16 protein-coding genes, 4 tRNA genes and 3 rRNA genes are annotated in these 17727 nt (G+C 44.7%); 5 read left to right on the forward strand and 18 right to left on the reverse strand.

All coding sequences use genetic code 11. The features are described from left to right. Window positions 1–259: 259 nt before the first annotated feature. The 7 genes from JJ692_RS18185 to JJ692_RS18215 all read right to left on the reverse strand — a co-directional run bounded on the left by JJ692_RS18185 (window position 260) and on the right by JJ692_RS18215 (window position 5567). Window positions 260–336: transfer RNA gene (locus JJ692_RS18185), tRNA-Asp, on the reverse strand. Window positions 337–340: 4 nt separating this feature from the next. Then, a tRNA-Met gene (locus JJ692_RS18190) sits at window positions 341–417 on the reverse strand. An 18-nt stretch (window positions 418–435) separates the two neighbouring features. After that, window positions 436–551: ribosomal RNA gene (gene rrf / locus JJ692_RS18195) — 5S ribosomal RNA — on the reverse strand. A gap of 61 nt (window positions 552–612) precedes the next feature. After that, a 23S ribosomal RNA gene (locus JJ692_RS18200) occupies window positions 613–3542 on the reverse strand. A gap of 182 nt (window positions 3543–3724) precedes the next feature. After that, window positions 3725–5273: ribosomal RNA gene (locus JJ692_RS18205) — 16S ribosomal RNA — on the reverse strand. The 16S, 23S and 5S rRNA genes sit together here with 4 tRNA genes alongside, the layout of an rRNA operon. A 132-nt stretch (window positions 5274–5405) precedes the next feature. After that, window positions 5406–5479: transfer RNA gene (locus JJ692_RS18210), tRNA-Gly, on the reverse strand. Between the two features lie 11 nt (window positions 5480–5490). Continuing rightward, window positions 5491–5567, reverse strand: a tRNA-Arg gene (locus tag JJ692_RS18215). A gap of 369 nt (window positions 5568–5936) precedes the next feature. On the opposite strand from JJ692_RS18215, the gene gltP reads away from it, so the two are divergent. After that, window positions 5937–7187 carry a glutamate-aspartate/proton symporter GltP gene (gltP, locus tag JJ692_RS18220; RefSeq protein WP_133744981.1) on the forward strand — a complete coding sequence of 417 codons (1251 nt, stop codon included), beginning with the start codon at window positions 5937–5939 and terminating at the stop codon, window positions 7185–7187. A 35-nt stretch (window positions 7188–7222) separates the two neighbouring features. Here the strand turns inward: gltP and JJ692_RS18225 are convergent, their stop codons facing one another. Both JJ692_RS18225 and JJ692_RS18230 read right to left on the reverse strand, forming a co-directional pair. Next, window positions 7223–8242: a S66 family peptidase gene (locus JJ692_RS18225; protein WP_133744944.1), complete on the reverse strand. Its 1020-nt coding sequence runs from the start codon at window positions 8240–8242 to the stop codon at window positions 7223–7225. Between the two features lie 76 nt (window positions 8243–8318). Continuing rightward, window positions 8319–9194 carry a DMT family transporter gene (locus tag JJ692_RS18230; RefSeq protein ID WP_122631427.1) on the reverse strand — a complete coding sequence of 292 codons (876 nt, stop codon included), beginning with the start codon at window positions 9192–9194 and terminating at the stop codon, window positions 8319–8321. 296 nt (window positions 9195–9490) lie between these two features. Between JJ692_RS18230 and JJ692_RS18235 the strand changes: the two genes are divergently transcribed. Both JJ692_RS18235 and JJ692_RS18240 read left to right on the forward strand, forming a co-directional pair. Further along, window positions 9491–10216: an AzlC family ABC transporter permease gene (locus JJ692_RS18235; RefSeq protein WP_024427788.1), complete on the forward strand. Its 726-nt coding sequence runs from the start codon at window positions 9491–9493 to the stop codon at window positions 10214–10216. Continuing rightward, on the forward strand, window positions 10213–10539 hold the full coding sequence (locus JJ692_RS18240) for an AzlD domain-containing protein (RefSeq protein ID WP_025093547.1): 327 nt from the start codon (window positions 10213–10215) through the stop codon (window positions 10537–10539). Before JJ692_RS18235 ends, JJ692_RS18240 begins: the two co-directional genes overlap by 4 nt. Before the next feature lie 36 nt (window positions 10540–10575). Here JJ692_RS18240 and JJ692_RS18245 read toward each other — a convergent pair whose 3' ends face one another. Then, window positions 10576–11238, reverse strand: coding sequence for an O-methyltransferase (locus JJ692_RS18245; protein WP_024425432.1), 663 nt, complete (start codon window positions 11236–11238; stop codon window positions 10576–10578). A 148-nt stretch (window positions 11239–11386) separates the two neighbouring features. Next, on the reverse strand, window positions 11387–11572 hold the full coding sequence (locus JJ692_RS18250) for a CsbD family protein (RefSeq protein WP_024427790.1): 186 nt from the start codon (window positions 11570–11572) through the stop codon (window positions 11387–11389). A gap of 126 nt (window positions 11573–11698) precedes the next feature. Between JJ692_RS18250 and JJ692_RS18255 the strand changes: the two genes are divergently transcribed. Further along, on the forward strand, window positions 11699–12250 hold the full coding sequence (locus tag JJ692_RS18255; protein WP_206534057.1) for a GNAT family N-acetyltransferase: 552 nt from the start codon (window positions 11699–11701) through the stop codon (window positions 12248–12250). Window positions 12251–12254: 4 nt separating this feature from the next. On the opposite strand, the gene JJ692_RS18260 is transcribed toward JJ692_RS18255, so the two are convergent. Then, entirely contained in the window at window positions 12255–12842 is a 588-nt protein-coding gene (locus tag JJ692_RS18260; protein WP_024425429.1) for a LysE family transporter, read from the reverse strand. 110 nt (window positions 12843–12952) lie between these two features. Between JJ692_RS18260 and JJ692_RS18265 the strand changes: the two genes are divergently transcribed. Then, window positions 12953–13516 carry a helix-turn-helix domain-containing protein gene (locus tag JJ692_RS18265; RefSeq protein WP_044335142.1) on the forward strand — a complete coding sequence of 188 codons (564 nt, stop codon included), beginning with the start codon at window positions 12953–12955 and terminating at the stop codon, window positions 13514–13516. A gap of 33 nt (window positions 13517–13549) precedes the next feature. Here JJ692_RS18265 and JJ692_RS18270 read toward each other — a convergent pair whose 3' ends face one another. The 6 genes from JJ692_RS18270 to JJ692_RS18295 all read right to left on the reverse strand — a co-directional run bounded on the left by JJ692_RS18270 (window position 13550) and on the right by JJ692_RS18295 (window position 17632). Further along, the gene (locus JJ692_RS18270) at window positions 13550–13843 is read right to left on the reverse strand and encodes a hypothetical protein (protein WP_044335140.1); all 294 of its coding nucleotides are present in this window, start codon (window positions 13841–13843) and stop codon (window positions 13550–13552) included. 350 nt (window positions 13844–14193) lie between these two features. Further along, entirely contained in the window at window positions 14194–15246 is a 1053-nt protein-coding gene (locus tag JJ692_RS18275) for an LLM class flavin-dependent oxidoreductase (RefSeq protein WP_024425426.1), read from the reverse strand. Window positions 15247–15263: 17 nt separating this feature from the next. After that, the gene (locus tag JJ692_RS18280) at window positions 15264–15887 is read right to left on the reverse strand and encodes a nitroreductase family protein (RefSeq protein WP_024425425.1); all 624 of its coding nucleotides are present in this window, start codon (window positions 15885–15887) and stop codon (window positions 15264–15266) included. Further along, window positions 15871–16344, reverse strand: coding sequence for a MarR family winged helix-turn-helix transcriptional regulator (locus JJ692_RS18285; protein ID WP_073204028.1), 474 nt, complete (start codon window positions 16342–16344; stop codon window positions 15871–15873). The genes JJ692_RS18280 and JJ692_RS18285 overlap by 17 nt, the downstream gene beginning before the upstream one ends. Before the next feature lie 108 nt (window positions 16345–16452). Beyond that, window positions 16453–16995, reverse strand: a complete 543-nt coding sequence (locus JJ692_RS18290; protein WP_206534058.1) for a dihydrofolate reductase family protein — start codon at window positions 16993–16995, stop codon at window positions 16453–16455. Between the two features lie 85 nt (window positions 16996–17080). Beyond that, complete coding sequence (locus JJ692_RS18295; protein WP_044335136.1) at window positions 17081–17632, reverse strand: TetR/AcrR family transcriptional regulator; 552 nt, start codon at window positions 17630–17632, stop codon at window positions 17081–17083. Between the last annotated feature and the right edge of the window lie 95 nt (window positions 17633–17727).

Raw genomic sequence — 17727 nt, forward strand, 5'->3', positions numbered from 1 at the left:
TCTTGCAATCAATTGGTTAAGTAGACATGAGGTCAAACACAGTTAGTATTAGTGTAGCGAATATAAGTCTCAGTTCCAACTAAAAATGATATAAAGAAAGCCTGGTGTGAAAAAACCAGGCTGAGTTGAAATAATCTATCTTTTCTTTCTTATAGTGTAGCCAAACACATATCATTTCATTGCATCTTGGATACGTCTAGAAAGAAAAAGACATAAAAAAAAAACGAAACTATACGTTTTCGTTTACAAGTCATAAAAATGGCGGTCCGGACGGGACTCGAACCCGCGACCTCCTGCGTGACAGGCAGGCATTCTAACCAACTGAACTACCGGACCATTTTGGTTGCGGGGGCAGGATTTGAACCTGCGACCTTCGGGTTATGAGCCCGACGAGCTACCGAACTGCTCCACCCCGCGATGATATAAAGATAACAAGCTTGGCGGCGTCCTACTCTCACAGGGGGAAACCCCCAACTACCATCGGCGCTGAAGAGCTTAACTTCCGTGTTCGGTATGGGAACGGGTGTGACCTCTTCGCTATTGCCACCAAACCTGATGGAGAGAATGTTCTCTCAAAACTAGATAACAATGTTCATGCTTCACAATAGAATATAGGTTAAGTCCTCGATCTATTAGTATCTGTCAGCTCCACGTGTCACCACGCTTCCACCTCAGACCTATCAACCTGATCATCTTTCAGGGATCTTACTTCCTTGCGGAATGGGAAATCTCATCTTGAGGGGGCTTCATGCTTAGATGCTTTCAGCACTTATCCCGTCCGCACATAGCTACCCAGCGATGCCCTTGGCAGAACAACTGGTACACCAGCGGTGCGTCCATCCCGGTCCTCTCGTACTAAGGACAGCTCCTCTCAAATTTCCTGCGCCCGCGACGGATAGGGACCGAACTGTCTCACGACGTTCTGAACCCAGCTCGCGTACCGCTTTAATGGGCGAACAGCCCAACCCTTGGGACCGACTACAGCCCCAGGATGCGATGAGCCGACATCGAGGTGCCAAACCTCCCCGTCGATGTGGACTCTTGGGGGAGATAAGCCTGTTATCCCCGGGGTAGCTTTTATCCGTTGAGCGATGGCCCTTCCATGCGGAACCACCGGATCACTAAGCCCGACTTTCGTCCCTGCTCGACTTGTAGGTCTCGCAGTCAAGCTCCCTTGTGCCTTTACACTCTGCGAATGATTTCCAACCATTCTGAGGGAACCTTTGGGCGCCTCCGTTACATTTTAGGAGGCGACCGCCCCAGTCAAACTGCCCACCTGACACTGTCTCCCTGCCCGATAAGGGCAGCGGGTTAGAAGGTCAATACAGCCAGGGTAGTATCCCACCGATGCCTCCACCGAAGCTAGCGCTCCGGTTTCCAAGGCTCCTACCTATCCTGTACAAGCTGTACCAACATTCAATATCAGGCTGCAGTAAAGCTCCACGGGGTCTTTCCGTCCTGTCGCGGGTAACCTGCATCTTCACAGGTACTATAATTTCACCGAGTCTCTCGTTGAGACAGTGCCCAGATCGTTGCGCCTTTCGTGCGGGTCGGAACTTACCCGACAAGGAATTTCGCTACCTTAGGACCGTTATAGTTACGGCCGCCGTTTACTGGGGCTTCAATTCGCACCTTCGCTTACGCTAAGCGCTCCTCTTAACCTTCCAGCACCGGGCAGGCGTCAGCCCCTATACTTCGCCTTACGGCTTCGCAGAGACCTGTGTTTTTGCTAAACAGTCGCCTGGGCCTATTCACTGCGGCTTCTCGGGGCTTTAACACCCTAAGAAGCACCCCTTCTCCCGAAGTTACGGGGTCATTTTGCCGAGTTCCTTAACGAGAGTTCTCTCGATCACCTTAGGATTCTCTCCTCGCCTACCTGTGTCGGTTTGCGGTACGGGCACCTCTCACCTCGCTAGAGGCTTTTCTTGGCAGTGTGGAATCAGGAACTTCGCTACTAAATTTCGCTCGCCATCACAGCTCAGCCTTCGCGGGAAACGGATTTGCCTATTTCCCAGCCTAACTGCTTGGACGCGGATATCCAATACCGCGCTTACCCTATCCTCCTGCGTCCCCCCATTGCTCAAATGGTGAGGAGGTGGTACAGGAATATCAACCTGTTGTCCATCGCCTACGCCTTTCGGCCTCGGCTTAGGTCCCGACTAACCCTGAGCGGACGAGCCTTCCTCAGGAAACCTTAGGCATTCGGTGGACGGGATTCTCACCCGTCTTTCGCTACTCATACCGGCATTCTCACTTCTAAGCGCTCCACCAGTCCTTCCAGTCTGGCTTCACAGCCCTTAGAACGCTCTCCTACCACTGTTCGTAAGAACAGTCCGCAGCTTCGGTGATACGTTTAGCCCCGGTACATTTTCGGCGCAGAGTCACTCGACCAGTGAGCTATTACGCACTCTTTAAATGGTGGCTGCTTCTAAGCCAACATCCTGGTTGTCTAAGCAACTCCACATCCTTTTCCACTTAACGTATACTTTGGGACCTTAGCTGGCGGTCTGGGCTGTTTCCCTTTCGACTACGGATCTTATCACTCGCAGTCTGACTCCCAAGGATAAGTCATCGGCATTCGGAGTTTGACTGAATTCGGTAACCCGGTAGGGGCCCCTAGTCCAATCAGTGCTCTACCTCCGAGACTCTTACCTTGAGGCTAGCCCTAAAGCTATTTCGGAGAGAACCAGCTATCTCCAGGTTCGATTGGCATTTCACCCCTACCCACACCTCATCCCCGCACTTTTCAACGTGCGTGGGTTCGGGCCTCCATTCAGTGTTACCTGAACTTCACCCTGGACATGGGTAGATCACCTGGTTTCGGGTCTACGACCACGTACTCATGCGCCCTATTCAGACTCGCTTTCGCTGCGGCTCCGCATCTTCTGCTTAACCTTGCACGGGATCGTAACTCGCCGGTTCATTCTACAAAAGGCACGCCATCACCCGTTAACGGGCTCTGACTACTTGTAGGCACACGGTTTCAGGATCTATTTCACTCCCCTTCCGGGGTGCTTTTCACCTTTCCCTCACGGTACTGGTTCACTATCGGTCACTAGGGAGTATTTAGCCTTGGGAGATGGTCCTCCCGGATTCCGACGGAATTTCACGTGTTCCGCCGTACTCAGGATCCACTCTGGAGAGAACGACATTTCAGTTACAGGGCTGTTACCTTCTTTGGCGGGCCTTTCCAGACCTCTTCGCTTATATCATTCCTTTGTAACTCCGTATAGAGTGTCCTACAACCCCAAGAGGCAAGCCTCTTGGTTTGGGCTGTTCCCGTTTCGCTCGCCGCTACTCAGGGAATCGCATTTGCTTTCTCTTCCTCCGGGTACTTAGATGTTTCAGTTCCCCGGGTATGCCTTCTCATACTCTATGTATTCAAGTATGGATACTACTCCATTACGAGCAGTGGGTTTCCCCATTCGGAAATCTCCGGATCAAAGCTTGCTTACAGCTCCCCGAAGCATATCGGTGTTCGTCCCGTCCTTCATCGGCTCCTAGTGCCAAGGCATCCACCGTGCGCCCTTTCTAACTTAACCATTTCTTACTTTAGAAAGAATCACTATGTGTGATGAACTTTGCATTGCATTCAATGTGAATGTATTACTTATTGTTATCTAGTTTTCAAAGAACAATCCTGTCTCGCTAGAGACATGTTTTGAAGGAATGATCCTTCAAAACTAAACAAGACGAAAACGTACGCTGCTCCATATATCCTTAGAAAGGAGGTGATCCAGCCGCACCTTCCGATACGGCTACCTTGTTACGACTTCACCCCAATCATCTGCCCCACCTTCGGCGGCTGGCTCCATAAAGGTTACCTCACCGACTTCGGGTGTTGCAAACTCTCGTGGTGTGACGGGCGGTGTGTACAAGGCCCGGGAACGTATTCACCGCGGCATGCTGATCCGCGATTACTAGCGATTCCAGCTTCACGCAGTCGAGTTGCAGACTGCGATCCGAACTGAGAACAGATTTATGGGATTGGCTAAACCTTGCGGTCTTGCAGCCCTTTGTTCTGTCCATTGTAGCACGTGTGTAGCCCAGGTCATAAGGGGCATGATGATTTGACGTCATCCCCACCTTCCTCCGGTTTGTCACCGGCAGTCACCTTAGAGTGCCCAACTGAATGCTGGCAACTAAGATCAAGGGTTGCGCTCGTTGCGGGACTTAACCCAACATCTCACGACACGAGCTGACGACAACCATGCACCACCTGTCACTCTGTCCCCGAAGGGAAAGCCCTATCTCTAGGGTTGTCAGAGGATGTCAAGACCTGGTAAGGTTCTTCGCGTTGCTTCGAATTAAACCACATGCTCCACCGCTTGTGCGGGCCCCCGTCAATTCCTTTGAGTTTCAGTCTTGCGACCGTACTCCCCAGGCGGAGTGCTTAATGCGTTAGCTGCAGCACTAAGGGGCGGAAACCCCCTAACACTTAGCACTCATCGTTTACGGCGTGGACTACCAGGGTATCTAATCCTGTTCGCTCCCCACGCTTTCGCTCCTCAGCGTCAGTTACAGACCAGAGAGTCGCCTTCGCCACTGGTGTTCCTCCACATCTCTACGCATTTCACCGCTACACGTGGAATTCCACTCTCCTCTTCTGCACTCAAGTTTCCCAGTTTCCAATGACCCTCCCCGGTTGAGCCGGGGGCTTTCACATCAGACTTAAGAAACCGCCTGCGAGCCCTTTACGCCCAATAATTCCGGACAACGCTTGCCACCTACGTATTACCGCGGCTGCTGGCACGTAGTTAGCCGTGGCTTTCTGGTTAGGTACCGTCAAGGTGCGAGCAGTTACTCTCGCACTTGTTCTTCCCTAACAACAGAGCTTTACGATCCGAAAACCTTCATCACTCACGCGGCGTTGCTCCGTCAGACTTTCGTCCATTGCGGAAGATTCCCTACTGCTGCCTCCCGTAGGAGTCTGGGCCGTGTCTCAGTCCCAGTGTGGCCGATCACCCTCTCAGGTCGGCTACGCATCGTCGCCTTGGTGAGCCATTACCCCACCAACTAGCTAATGCGCCGCGGGTCCATCTGTAAGTGACAGCCGAAACCGTCTTTCATCCTTGAACCATGCGGTTCAAGGAACTATCCGGTATTAGCTCCGGTTTCCCGGAGTTATCCCAGTCTTACAGGCAGGTTACCCACGTGTTACTCACCCGTCCGCCGCTAACATCCGGGAGCAAGCTCCCTTCTGTCCGCTCGACTTGCATGTATTAGGCACGCCGCCAGCGTTCGTCCTGAGCCAGGATCAAACTCTCCGAAAAAGTACAAAACCGAAGTTTTGCTTTTCGCCAGTTTGACTGACTACCTATGAAGTATCATAGGATTTTTTTATAAAAACTCGAATTAACAGGTACGTTTTGTCTTGTTTAGTTTTCAAAGATCATGTTCAAAAATGGAGCGGGTGATGAGAATCGAACTCACGACATCAGCTTGGAAGGCTGAGGTTTTACCACTAAACTACACCCGCGTGGTTTGTATTGGCGCGCCCGAGAGGAGTCGAACCCCTAACCTTTTGATCCGTAGTCAAACGCTCTATCCAATTGAGCTACGGGCGCTTAATCAGGCGACTTAATTATCTTAACATATCGTTTTTATTAAGTCAACATCTTTTTAAAATTTGTTTGCCGCATGCGTGTGAACGTCTGTGTTTCAAATACGTCATCAGCGACGAATAAAAATATACCATGAATCACATAAAAGGGTCAATACATTTTTCTAAAAAAGTTTCATGTTTTTTAAAATTGATTTTTTCTTAGATCAATAGACATGTAATAGCCCTATTTTCTTCTCTTTCTTCATAATTCCAATGATTCTTAAATAAAATCTTTCTAAATACAAAGGAGGACAAAACATGGCCACATAGAATTTTTATTTATTGGAAAATTCTTAATATTTTTCCAAGCATTTAAAGGAGGTAGGAGATGATGAAAAAGTTTATCGCTTTTCAAATCATGATCGCTTTGGTGATAGGAGCTCTTATCGGCCATTTCTTCCCTGACTTCGGAATGGGCCTCAGGCCAATTGGAGATGGATTCATCAGGCTGATTAAAATGATCGTTGTTCCAATCGTGTTCTCTACTATTGTTATTGGTGCAGCCGGCAGCGGCGGCATGAAGAAAATGGGCAGCCTTGGATTAAAGACGATCATTTGGTTTGAGGTCATCACAACCATTGTTCTTGGGATCGGACTATTATTGGCAAATGGGCTAAAGCCTGGCGTTGGCCTCGATTTCTCTAAATTAGCTAAGAAAGATATTGGGGAATTAGATGGTTATACGGAGAAGGTCGTTGACTTTAAACAAATGGTATTAGATATCATTCCAACCAATATCGTCGATGTTATGGCTCAGAATGATTTACTTGCTGTCATTTTCTTCGCCATCTTATTTGGTGTAGCGGCAAGCGGCATCGGTAAAGCTTCTGCTCCTGTTCTCACCTTTTTTGAATCAGTGGCACAAATTATGTTTAAGCTCACACAGATGGTGATGGTGACAGCACCTATTGGGGTTCTTGCATTAATGGCTGCTTCTGTCGGCCAATATGGCATTGTTTTATTAATCCCAATGATGAAGCTTGTCGGAACAGTATTTTTAGGATTATTCATTATTCTCTTTGCTTTATTCCCTCTGGTCGCACTGATCTTCCGTTTTAACTACTTCGAAGTATTAAAAATGATTTGGGATTTGTTCCTTGTTGCCTTCTCTACTACGAGTACTGAAACTGTCCTTCCTCAATTGATGGAACGAATGGAGAAATACGGGTGTCCAAAAAGAATCGTTTCTTTCGTCATTCCATCTGGTCTTTCTCTCAATTGTGACGGATCAAGTTTATATTTATCGGTTGCCTGCGTATTTCTTGCACAAGCGTTTGGTGTCGACATGAGTCTGTCACAGCAGCTTTTAATGATGCTTGTTCTTGTGTTAACGAGTAAAGGTATTGCAGCTGTGCCATCCGGTTCACTCGTTGTTCTTTTGGCAACCGCTCATGCAGTAGGTCTTCCCGCAGAAGGCGTTGCCATCATAGCCGGTGTTGACCGAATTATGGATATGGCACGAACAGGCGTGAATGTTCCAGGGCATGCCGTTGCATGTATTGTGGTATCTAAATGGGAAAAAGTATTCCGTGAGTCGGCGTGGGAAGTTCCAAAAGCAGGTGAAGAAACAAAAGGGATGTAATGTTATATGAAGGAAAGGGTTCGCCCTTTCCTTTTTTATGCTAAAAATGTTTGCTTTAGTACGGCTTTTCCTTGAGGATGCAGCTGTACTTCTGCATATGCCCCATTAATCAGCGTCATTTGCGGCGGGACATGCCCACAATCTATGTCGTAAAAAATGGGGATTTGTAATTCCTTTTGTAATTCTTCATATACATCCTGATACTGATACCCTTCAACAGGCACATTTACTGCACTACGCCCAAACATCATACCTGAACAGTGATCAAACCAACCTGCTAGTTTTAATTGAACAAGCGATCTCTTCACGCTTGCAGCATTTAATTCGCAGTTTTCGAAATACCAAAGAATTGGTTCATCTTTTATGAATGTTTTCTGAAAAGCTTTGACGTCCCCATAAGGTGTCCCTGCTAAATGACGTATGACATCAATGCAGCCACCCAGCAGTCTGCCCTTTACCATCTTTTCTTGTGGATCAACCGTATGCCATGCAGTAGGTTCTGTTAAATGAAAGACATGTTTAATCGGATCGTCACGCTGCCATTCCCTTTGATACATAGATGAAGAAAACTGGCTTATGTCCATTTCTTCTTTTGTTGAAAGTACTTCTTCCCACATAACAGTCATTTGATCAAGCTCTTCTCCCTGAAGATCGACTAAGTTCGGTCCATGCGCTGTGGCAATGCCTGTTTTTAATGTGAGCGCCAGCAGGAGTGCACTCGTATCAGAGTAACCAAGAATCCACTTTTTCTTCATCGATGAGAAATCCAGGTGCTCTAATACCTCCATAAGCAGCTGTCCTCCCCATGGCGGGATGATGTGATCAATCTCCTCACATGTCATCATGTACTGAAGTTCGTTTGCTCGTTCTATCGCAGGCGCAGATTTTGCCTTTTCCTGCTGCCAGACCGTCTCTCCACATATGACATCATAGCCTCTATGTTTCATTCGTTCACATGAAAGCTGAAACATGTCATGCATAGATGGCTGTACACCTGAGGAAGGTGCTGTGACGCCAATTGTTTGTCCTTTTTGCAAATGCGGATATTGTATCATTCTGCTTCCCCCCAACCTCTACTCTCTTCCCTGTCCATTTTAAAGAAAATGCCCCTTTTATAAGGGACATCTCTTCTTATTCCTTTTGACGCAGTACAGTATAGACTCCTGCAAAGATACATAGAATCCCAATGAATGAGCGTATCCCCATCTCTTCACCTAAAAGCAGCCAGCCGAGAGCTGCCCCTACGATCGGTTGAAAGAAAAAGAACAGACCGCCGCTCGAGGCATCCATCAATTGAAGCCCTCTATTCCACAAAAAGAATGCTAGAGCTGTTGAGATGATGCCTAGATAGAGAATGCCGCCCCAAATCTCTGGCCTTGCCATCTGCTCCACATCTAGATGAGGTAGGCGAAATAAAACAGCTGGTGTTAAGACAATGAATGCAATGATGATCGCATATGTGGTCGTCACGACTTGAGGGTATTTTCCTGGAACTCGTTTCAGCAAAACAGACATCAGTGCCCAAGTTAAAGCAGCGAAAACTAAAGAAAGACCGCCAACAAATTCATCTGTTTGCACTGCGACTGGTCCAATCATGAGCCATACACCTGCTGTCGCAAGCAGGATGGATGCGCACTTTCGAACAGTCATGGCTTCTTTTAATAGAAAGAACGCAAACAGCACCATAAAAGCAGGGGTCGCAGATGTAATCACAGCCCCCATTTGTGCCGACGTATACATGGTGCCAATTTCTTGGGTCACAATTGATAGGAAATTTCCGATCAATCCGATCATGACAACAAGCGGGATATCTTTTTTATCTAATCGAAAGGAATAGCCCAAGCGCCAAATGGTGCACACCAGCACGATTCCTGCTACAGCATATCTCATCCATACTAGCTCAAGCGGCGGAACCACCGCTACTGTTACTTTGACAACAACGTACATGCCGCCCCAAATACTTGCAGCGATTGCTAGGTAAAGGGCGCCTATATATTTTTCCTTCATCTTTTCCCCTCCGTTACTGGATATATTGATCGCCATATCCACAAACGGAGATCACTCTCCGTTATGGACGGAGGGCGTTTGGTACATCATGTTCAAATAAAGGCTTCCATTGCATTGTCGTCACCTCATTTGTTTTTATTTTCAGATTACTTTATAACAAATTCTAGTTGAGTTCAATCCTTTTTTGTCACCATCTTTCTTCATATAATAGAAGATAAACGGTATTGACATGCTGAATTCGTTTTCATATAGTAAGTAAAACTATAGGTGGCCACGGAGAAAAGGAGTAGAGGACGTTGGATATTGAAGCGAGGAAACACATTCCCAGCACGGAACATGAACCGTTTCTCGAGGGAATAAAAGATTGTGTGCCAACTCTGCTCGGTTATATGAGTATTGGGTTTGCCTTCGGAATTGTTGGAATTAGCGCACAGTTAAGTATATGGGACATTGCGCTTTTATCGATTTTTATTTACGCAGGTGCTTCACAGTTTATTATCTGTGCACTGCTTGTGACAGGGAGTCCCCTTTCCGCTATTATTTTCACCACATTTATTGTCAATCTGCGACATTTATTGCTCAGCCTGACGCTTGCTCCTCATTTCACACGCTACTCTGTGAAACAAAATATAGGATTCGGTCTATTGCTGACTGATGAATCCTTCGGTGTAGCGATAAATAAATTAGCGCAGCAAGGAAAGCTGAATAACAGGTGGATGCACGGACTGAACTTAACGGCGTATTTATGCTGGATTGCGGCCTGCATACTTGGCGGCATTTTTGGACACTGGATTTCAAATCCTGAAGCGCTTGGTCTAGATTTTGCTTTATCAGCGATGTTTGCTGCACTGCTAGTCCTTTCGTTACAGACAGTACCCAAAAATAAGTTAACTCATCGCCTGTCACTTGTGTTGTATATGGTCATTGCTATGTTTGTTCTGCTTCATTTTGTTCCATCACATGTGGCTGTTCTCATAGCAACTGTACTTGTCGCAACTATTGGGGTGGTGACAGATAAATGATTAGCAGCTTTATGTTATGGCTCATTGTTGGTTGTATGATCGTCACCGTCATTCCGAGAGTCGTACCCTTTATATTTGTACGGAGTATTCAGCTGCCTGAAGTGGTGCTGAAATGGTTATCGTTTATTCCTATTTGTATCTTTACAGCTTTGATTGCAGAGCATCTCTTCATCCATACATCAACAGGCACAGGCGTCACCATTCACTGGATGTATCTTGCTGTCTTGACTCCTACTGTACTCATTGCTGTTTGGACAAAAAGCCTGTCACTTACTGTTCTTGCCGGCGTCATGCTGATGGGCACTGCTAGATGGTTTTTCTAAAAGAAAAAGCTTAACCACATGTGGTTAAGCTTTGTTTCATTTGACGATTCCGTATACAAATCCATCATAACCTTTTTCCCCAACAGTTTGAATCGCTGTTGCCTCTATTCTCGGTTCTTGTTTGAGTAAATCGAAAAATTCACGAGTTCCTTGTACTCGTTCATCCTCATCTGAGTCATGAAGGACTGCACCATTTCTGACGACATTGTCTGCAATAATGACTGTTCCCTTTTTCGAGAAATGTAACGCCCACTTCAGATATTTCGGATTGTTCGGTTTATCTGCATCAATGAAAATGAAATCGAATGGAAGCGCAGCCTTCTCTTTTAACTGAGATAACGTATCTAATGCCTTTCCTTCCAAAATGCTCACCCGTTCTGATAAGCCCGCTCTGCTGATGTTTTGCTGTGCGATCTGTACATGATGGCTGACAGCCTCTAATGTGATGAGTTCCCCATCTTCTTCAAGAGCACGCGCCAGCCAAATAGTACTGTATCCACCGAGTGTCCCGATTTCTAAAATGCGCTTTGCATTCTTCGTTTTTGCTAATAAATAAAGCATTTTCCCTTGAGCTGGTGACACATCAATTTCTGGCAGGCCTGCTTGCTTATTATGAGTAAGGGTTTGCTCCAATACGTCATCTTTAGGAATCAACTTGTCTGTGATATACTCGTCAACTTTTCCCCACACGTGCTCCATTTCATCCATCTCCCTTGATTATGTCTTCTTTCTCAAGTCTACATGATGATCGTGAGAGCGTATAATCAATTCTTTTCACACATCTATTCATTTTTTTGATGAAAGACATGTGATGAGGAATACATGAAGCAACGCACTGGTTTCGGTTCTACTCGTTCAGCTTATTTTTGACATCTCCTTTTTTATCTTGAAGCTTTCCTTTTGCTTGATCCTTTTTCCCTTCTGCTTTCAAGTTTTGATGATCGGTTGCTTCACCAAGCTTTTCTTTGACTTGACCTTTGACTTGATTTGTTTTTCCTTTCGCTTTATCCATATGTCCTTTTTCTTTACTCATTTGTTCCACCTCCACGTTTGATACTATTCATTTAGCCTTTTTGAAAGATACAAAACATCTGAGTGTGCGATGTACACGTTTCAGGTATGATAGACATATTAGAAAGAAGGGTTGGTGTTCTATTTCATGATCATCTCTGAAAAAATATTTACAGTTCGTGGGTTGACCTATCATATTCGGTCCGCTTCAGCGGCCGATGCCAAACAGTTATCAGCTCTCAGACTGAAAATCGATGGTGAAACAGAATATTTAGACCGTGAACCAGGCGAAGCCTTTCTTGATGAAAAAGCATTTGAGGCTTTGATTCAAGAGGATAGCAAGCAAAGCCGGCATTTATTTTTGGTCGCTGCTATTGAAGGAAAAATTGTTGGTTTTTCAAGATGCGAGGGCCATTCACTCAAGCGCTCTGCTCACAAAGTGACATTTGGCGTCGCCATCCAGAAAGATGCTTGGGGCTATCACATCGGGAAAGAGCTTTTAGCCGCTTCAATCGACTGGGCAGATCAGCAGGGTATTCAGAAGATGTCACTTCAAGTGCTGGAAACGAACAAAAAAGCCATTCGCTTATATGAGAACCACGGCTTTTTGATTGAAGGCGTATTAAAAAACGATAAACGGCTGAGTGACGGATTATATTATGATACTGTTGTGATGGGCAGACAGCTGCCAAACTCCTGACTACTTACATCACATAGCCCCATATCATCGAAATCGCACTGTATATCAGAAGCAGCCCCATCACATACTGGAACGGTTTTTCGTAAGCAGTCAAAAAACGCTTATACAAAGAGCCAAATAAGCTCCAGCTGAATGTACCGAGAAAGCCAATGAGTGCGAGAATCAGCGTCCATATGACATACTGCATATTAGATTGTCCATATGGCAAAACAAATGTTGAAATCACAGTCAATCCATACAAGATCGCTTTTGGGTTGATAAATTGTAGCATCATACCAGGGATAAAATGATTGTAGCGATCAAGTGTTTCGTCATCCCCGCCTTTACTTTTCATGATTTTGACCGCTAAATAAATCATGTATGCAGCTCCGATGAACGCCATGACCCAGCCTATTTTCGGCATCACTTGATAAAGAATGAGATTAAAGAAGCAGCTCAAACACAAAATGACGAGAAATCCGATACCTACACCTAAACAAAATCGAAATGTTTGCTTGACCCCATATTTATTCGTAAAGACCATGGCCATGATGTTGTTGGGCCCTGGAGTAAAGCTGCTAACAAAAGCATAGATCAACATGGATACAATCAAAATGCCGCCTCCCTTATACGTTATTTAGACTTTAATTACTTTATTGCGTACATTACGTTTTATTGTAACGTTCGGTCTTTATAAAGTAAATAGAGAAAGGAGCTTTTTTCATGGAAGACGTACAATCGATTATTTCTAAAAATGTGAGGCTTCTGAGAGATCAAAAAAAATTAAGCCTCGAAAAGATGGCAGAATTAACTGGTGTCAGCAAGACGATGATTGGACAAATTGAAAGAGGAGAATCGACCCCTACCATCACGACTTTGTGGAAAATCGCCAACGGATTAAAGGTATCTTTTAGCGAGCTCATTCACGCACCACTTCCTGAAATCAAGGTAGTACGCAAGGAAGATGCACAGGTTTTAACTGAAGATGATGGAAAATATCGTGTATACACGACTTTCCCTTTCGATGACCGGGGGAAATTTGAAATGTACCGAGTGGAAATTGATCGAGGCGGGTCGCTTCGTGCGAGTGAACACATTGGGGGAACAGAGGAATTGATCACTGTTTTTGAGGGAGTCCTTGATTTATCCATTGGTGATGAACAATACACCTTAAAAGCCGGAGACTCTATTCGTTTTAAAGCGGACCGGACGCACACGTATAAACAAACCGGAGAACAAATGGTACGGATGCAAATGATTCTTTATTATCCTCATGAAAAAAGCTGACAGGCTTGTCCACCTGTCAGCTTTGCGTTTTATTTAATTAAATCCCGGATCGCGTACCACTGTTCCAGTAAATGTGACTCTATATTTTCCTAATCCTAATTCTTCAATAGAGGTTTGTTTTAAAATCCCTACCCAGCCATCCTCTGCATATACAATACTTTCTGGGATGTTTGATGTCGTATATGTGCTTGTTACTGAAACAGTTCGACTGGCCTGAGCCGTTACTTCACTGTTTGTTTGCTCCTTTGCTTCCACTGGGGCAGTTGTGACTCCAGCACCCGTTAAGACAATTGCTCCAACCAAAACAGAAGACATGACCTTTTTCATAAAAAAATCCCTCCCTTTTTTGTTGAACATATAAACTATACCATAATTTAGAACTTTTGTAAGTTTATTTTTTCATTTTTTTGAAAATTATGATATCATTGTCTTATGCTGGATAGAGTGCGTTACATACTTCTATGCTTTTATCCTCATCTCAATCTAGTGAAACAATTGTGAACGGAGGTGTTTTCATGAAAAAATGGCTCATCTGTTTTCAACTTGTTTTCCTCTTCTCCTTGGCAATCACACCATTTGCTTCTGCTGCCAAATGCCCTACAGTAAAACCATGTGTCATTGATATTTAAGCATAAGAAAAGGCCGATCAAGCCTATTCTCTTGATCGGCCTTTTTATTTATTTTTGCTCAGCTTCCCAGCGGGCAACTTCTTCTCTTACTTTAGGAGCCACTTCTTTTCCAAATAGCTCAATGGCTTTCAGCACTTGATCATGCGGCATTGAACCAACCGGTACATGAAGCATAAAACGTGTGATGCCTACATTTTTTCTAAGGTGAATGACTTTCTCTGCCACTGTATCTGGATCCCCTACATACAGCGCCCCTTCTAAAGTTCTCGCTGCATCAAACGTAGAACGAGTATAAGGTCCCCAGCCGCGCTCTCTCGCTAATGTGTTCATCACATGCTGTGTAGATGGGAAGAATTGATCTGCTGCCAGGTCTGTTTCTGCCGCAACAAATCCATGAGAATGTGATGCTACAGTTAATTTCTCAGGGTCATGTCCAGCGTGCACTGCCGCTTGCTTGTACAGCTGAACGAGCGGTGCGAACTGTCTAGGACTTCCGCCAATGATGGCAAGTACAAGCGGTAACCCTAGTAATCCAGCACGTACGACAGATTCACGGTTTCCTCCACTGCCGATCCAGATTGGAAGCGGATCTTGAACAGGTCTTGGGTACACCCCAACATCCTGAATGGACGGGCGATGCTTTCCGCTCCATGTTACACGCTCTGACTGCTGTAATTTCAACAGCAAATCAAGTTTTTCTTCAAATAATTCTTCATAGTCATCAAGGTCATAGCCAAAGAGCGGGAATGATTCAATAAATGAACCACGGCCTGCCATAATTTCTGCACGTCCGTTTGATAGTCCATCCAGCGTTGCAAAATCCTGAAATACACGAACAGGATCTGCTGATGAAAGAACTGTCACTGCACTTGTCAGACGAATATTTTTTGTTTGTGTGGCTGCAGCCGCTAAGACGACAGCTGGATTCGAAGCGGCGAAATCCTCACGGTGATGCTCACCTACGCCAAATACATCGAGACCGACTTGATCTGCTAAAATAATTTCTTCTACTACTTCTCGAATACGCTGTGCGTGACTGACTGTTTTTCCTGTTTGAAAATCGGGTGTTGTTTCAACAAATGTACTAATTCCTAGTTCCATGATGGGAACCCCCTGTCTTATAAATATGTCACAAATTCAGAAACTGGCTTTCTATAGCCTCTCGCTTGTCTGCTCTCTACTTTTTCTTTTCCAAGTGTAATCATTAACACAGGAACCAAATCTGATTGAATGTTTAATACCTTTTTCATTGCTTCGGGATCAAAACCGATCATCGGGCAAGTATCCCAGCCTTTATTTTTAGCGGCAAGCATAAACAGCATGGCAGATAAGGAAGCATTGCGGATCGCCTCTTCCTTCTGGAAATCGGCTCCTCTCTGCACATAAAAGCTCATGGTCTCTCTGACCATTTCTTCATATTGCTGCGCATTGATAATGCCTAGCATTTTTAGGCCTTCATATATGTTCCCTGCGTGCTCATAAGCTTTTGGATCTCCGAGTACGATGATCGCTGCTGAAGCAGAGTGCACTTTATATTGTCCAAATGCCGCTTCTCTTACTTGTTCTTTCAGCTCTTCTGTTTGGACGACAACATATTGTGTATGCTGTAAGTTAAAAGCAGATGGTGCCAGCTTGACCTCTTCAAATATGCTGTTAAGCTCTTCTCTCGAAATCGAGATATTTGGCAAAAAATTTGATGCGGATCGTCTTTCACGTACCAACGTATCAAAGCTGAGTGTCATCTTGTTTCCCCTTTTCGCGAAGTAGTTTTGCACCTAAACCGATTTTTTTCAGTAATTCAATGAGCTGCTCTTTTTCTTCTTTTTCAATAAAGGCTAGATTTTGCGAAATGACCTCTGTGTGTTTAGGGAAAATATCGTCAAACAATTGCTTCCCTTTTTCCGTCAGCCATACATGAAATACCCGCTTATCTGAAGGCGCACATTGCCTTTTCACCAGTTCTTGTTTTTCTAGTTTATTCACGACATATGTTATGCTTCCACTTGGGATTGACAGGATATCGCTAATTTTTTGAACAGGCTGAGGCCCTTTACTGTAGAGCAATTCAAGGATCTGAAAGTTTTCAAATCCGATATCATAACGTTCAATGTCTTTTTGGATATTTGTAAAAAGGGCTTGATAGGCTTTCATCCACACGCGGAATAGCCTTAAATCTAATTCATGATCATGCTGCACCATGGCAACTACTCCTTTTTCAAGAAATCCTAAAACTAGGATAAATTTATCCTAACACTAGGATATTTTCTTGTCAACGAGTTTATTTCATAAAAAAAAGACCACCTTGGTTCAGTGATCCTCTTCTTTTAAGATAAAATGCATTTCAGCAATTTGTTTATATTGATGTACTTCCTGTAATGAGAACCTAGATTCCAGATCCGCCGGCGAAAAGAGAGGAATTCCCCTTCCAATGATGACAGGTACGATTTGAAGAAAAAGCTCATCAACCATTCTTTCTTTTATGAAAGATTGAAGCAGTCCCCCGCCGCCGACAATCCAAATATTCCGGCCTGTTTCATTCTTTAATTTTTTCACAAATGATAAGACATCTTCGCGAATGATATGGGTTCCTTCCAGACTGTCTTGTAACGTACGTGACATGATATAACATGTCTTTCCTTCATAAGGAAACCCATCTGGTGACAGCTGAAGCACTTGTTCATATGTATTGCGCCCCATGATCAGTGTATCGACTGACGCATAAAAGGTGTCGTAGCTCGTTTCATCTTCGCCCTCTGTCCCTATTAGCCAATCGAGCCTGTGATCCTCTCTCGCTAAATATCCATCGATACTCATCGCCCCATAAAAAAGCAGTTTCCTTTTCTCACTCAATCCCACCACTCCCTTACTTCAAATAAGAACATATATTCTATTTTATCAAAAAGGAAAGACAAAGGCTACATAACTTTCTCCCTTTTTACGATTCCTGTTCCACCTTGACGAGAAGCTCGTATAATTTATGCGCGAGCTTGCCGGCATCAATGGTCATTTCTTCGTGAATCCATTCCTCGAGTACACCCACGACACCAGACACGACAAAAGAGGCCTCTATTTGCTCATTCTCTGTAATCGGCCGCTGATCAAGCTGCCACTCTTTCATGATTTTTTCTTTGAAAAACGCTTTGAATTGATTGGTCGTTGGGCCATTTGGTTTTACAAATAACGTCAACATATATTGATTCTCTTTCAAGTACTCGGTCGTTTTGTTTAAAAAGGAAAGCATATCAAGAGGGTCCTGACTCGGAAAGGTTTCATCATATAATCCCCCGAGCTGATCGAATAGTTCTTTCTCAAGCTGTTCATATAAATCAAACACATCTTGATAGTGTAAATAGAAAGTTCCCCTGCCTAAATCCGCTTTCCTCGATAGCTCTGATACCGTAATCTGCTGCACTTCCTTTTCCTTTAACAGCTCAAGGAAGCTTTCCCGAATGGCTTTTTTTGTTTTGATTGTTCGTCTGTCCTTCATGACATCCCCTCCATTGCTGAACAATCAGGCGCCAAATGTCTATTTATGAACAGGATCTCATCCATTGCCGATGTTCGATTGGTTTACTTCTTATT

The sequence above is a fragment of the Bacillus sp. 3a genome (genome assembly GCF_017161885.1).
Classification (GTDB): domain Bacteria; phylum Bacillota; class Bacilli; order Bacillales; family Bacillaceae; genus Bacillus; species Bacillus safensis.

Excerpts from the sequence above, each read along its gene's own strand:
- gltP (WP_133744981.1), top strand. The coding sequence starts at position 5,937 with ATGAAAAAGTTTATCGCTTTTCAAATCATGATCGCTTTGGTGATAGGA.
- JJ692_RS18225 (WP_133744944.1), bottom strand. The coding sequence starts at position 8,242 with ATGATACAATATCCGCATTTGCAAAAAGGACAAACAATTGGCGTCACA.
- JJ692_RS18230 (WP_122631427.1), bottom strand. The coding sequence starts at position 9,194 with ATGAAGGAAAAATATATAGGCGCCCTTTACCTAGCAATCGCTGCAAGT.
- JJ692_RS18240 (WP_025093547.1), top strand. The coding sequence starts at position 10,213 with ATGATTAGCAGCTTTATGTTATGGCTCATTGTTGGTTGTATGATCGTC.
- JJ692_RS18245 (WP_024425432.1), bottom strand. The coding sequence starts at position 11,238 with ATGGAGCACGTGTGGGGAAAAGTTGACGAGTATATCACAGACAAGTTG.
- JJ692_RS18250 (WP_024427790.1), bottom strand. The coding sequence starts at position 11,572 with ATGAGTAAAGAAAAAGGACATATGGATAAAGCGAAAGGAAAAACAAAT.
- JJ692_RS18255 (WP_206534057.1), top strand. The coding sequence starts at position 11,699 with ATGATCATCTCTGAAAAAATATTTACAGTTCGTGGGTTGACCTATCAT.
- JJ692_RS18265 (WP_044335142.1), top strand. The coding sequence starts at position 12,953 with ATGGAAGACGTACAATCGATTATTTCTAAAAATGTGAGGCTTCTGAGA.
- JJ692_RS18270 (WP_044335140.1), bottom strand. The coding sequence starts at position 13,843 with ATGAAAAAGGTCATGTCTTCTGTTTTGGTTGGAGCAATTGTCTTAACG.
- JJ692_RS18275 (WP_024425426.1), bottom strand. The coding sequence starts at position 15,246 with ATGGAACTAGGAATTAGTACATTTGTTGAAACAACACCCGATTTTCAA.
- JJ692_RS18280 (WP_024425425.1), bottom strand. The coding sequence starts at position 15,887 with ATGACACTCAGCTTTGATACGTTGGTACGTGAAAGACGATCCGCATCA.
- JJ692_RS18285 (WP_073204028.1), bottom strand. The coding sequence starts at position 16,344 with ATGGTGCAGCATGATCATGAATTAGATTTAAGGCTATTCCGCGTGTGG.
- JJ692_RS18295 (WP_044335136.1), bottom strand. The coding sequence starts at position 17,632 with ATGAAGGACAGACGAACAATCAAAACAAAAAAAGCCATTCGGGAAAGC.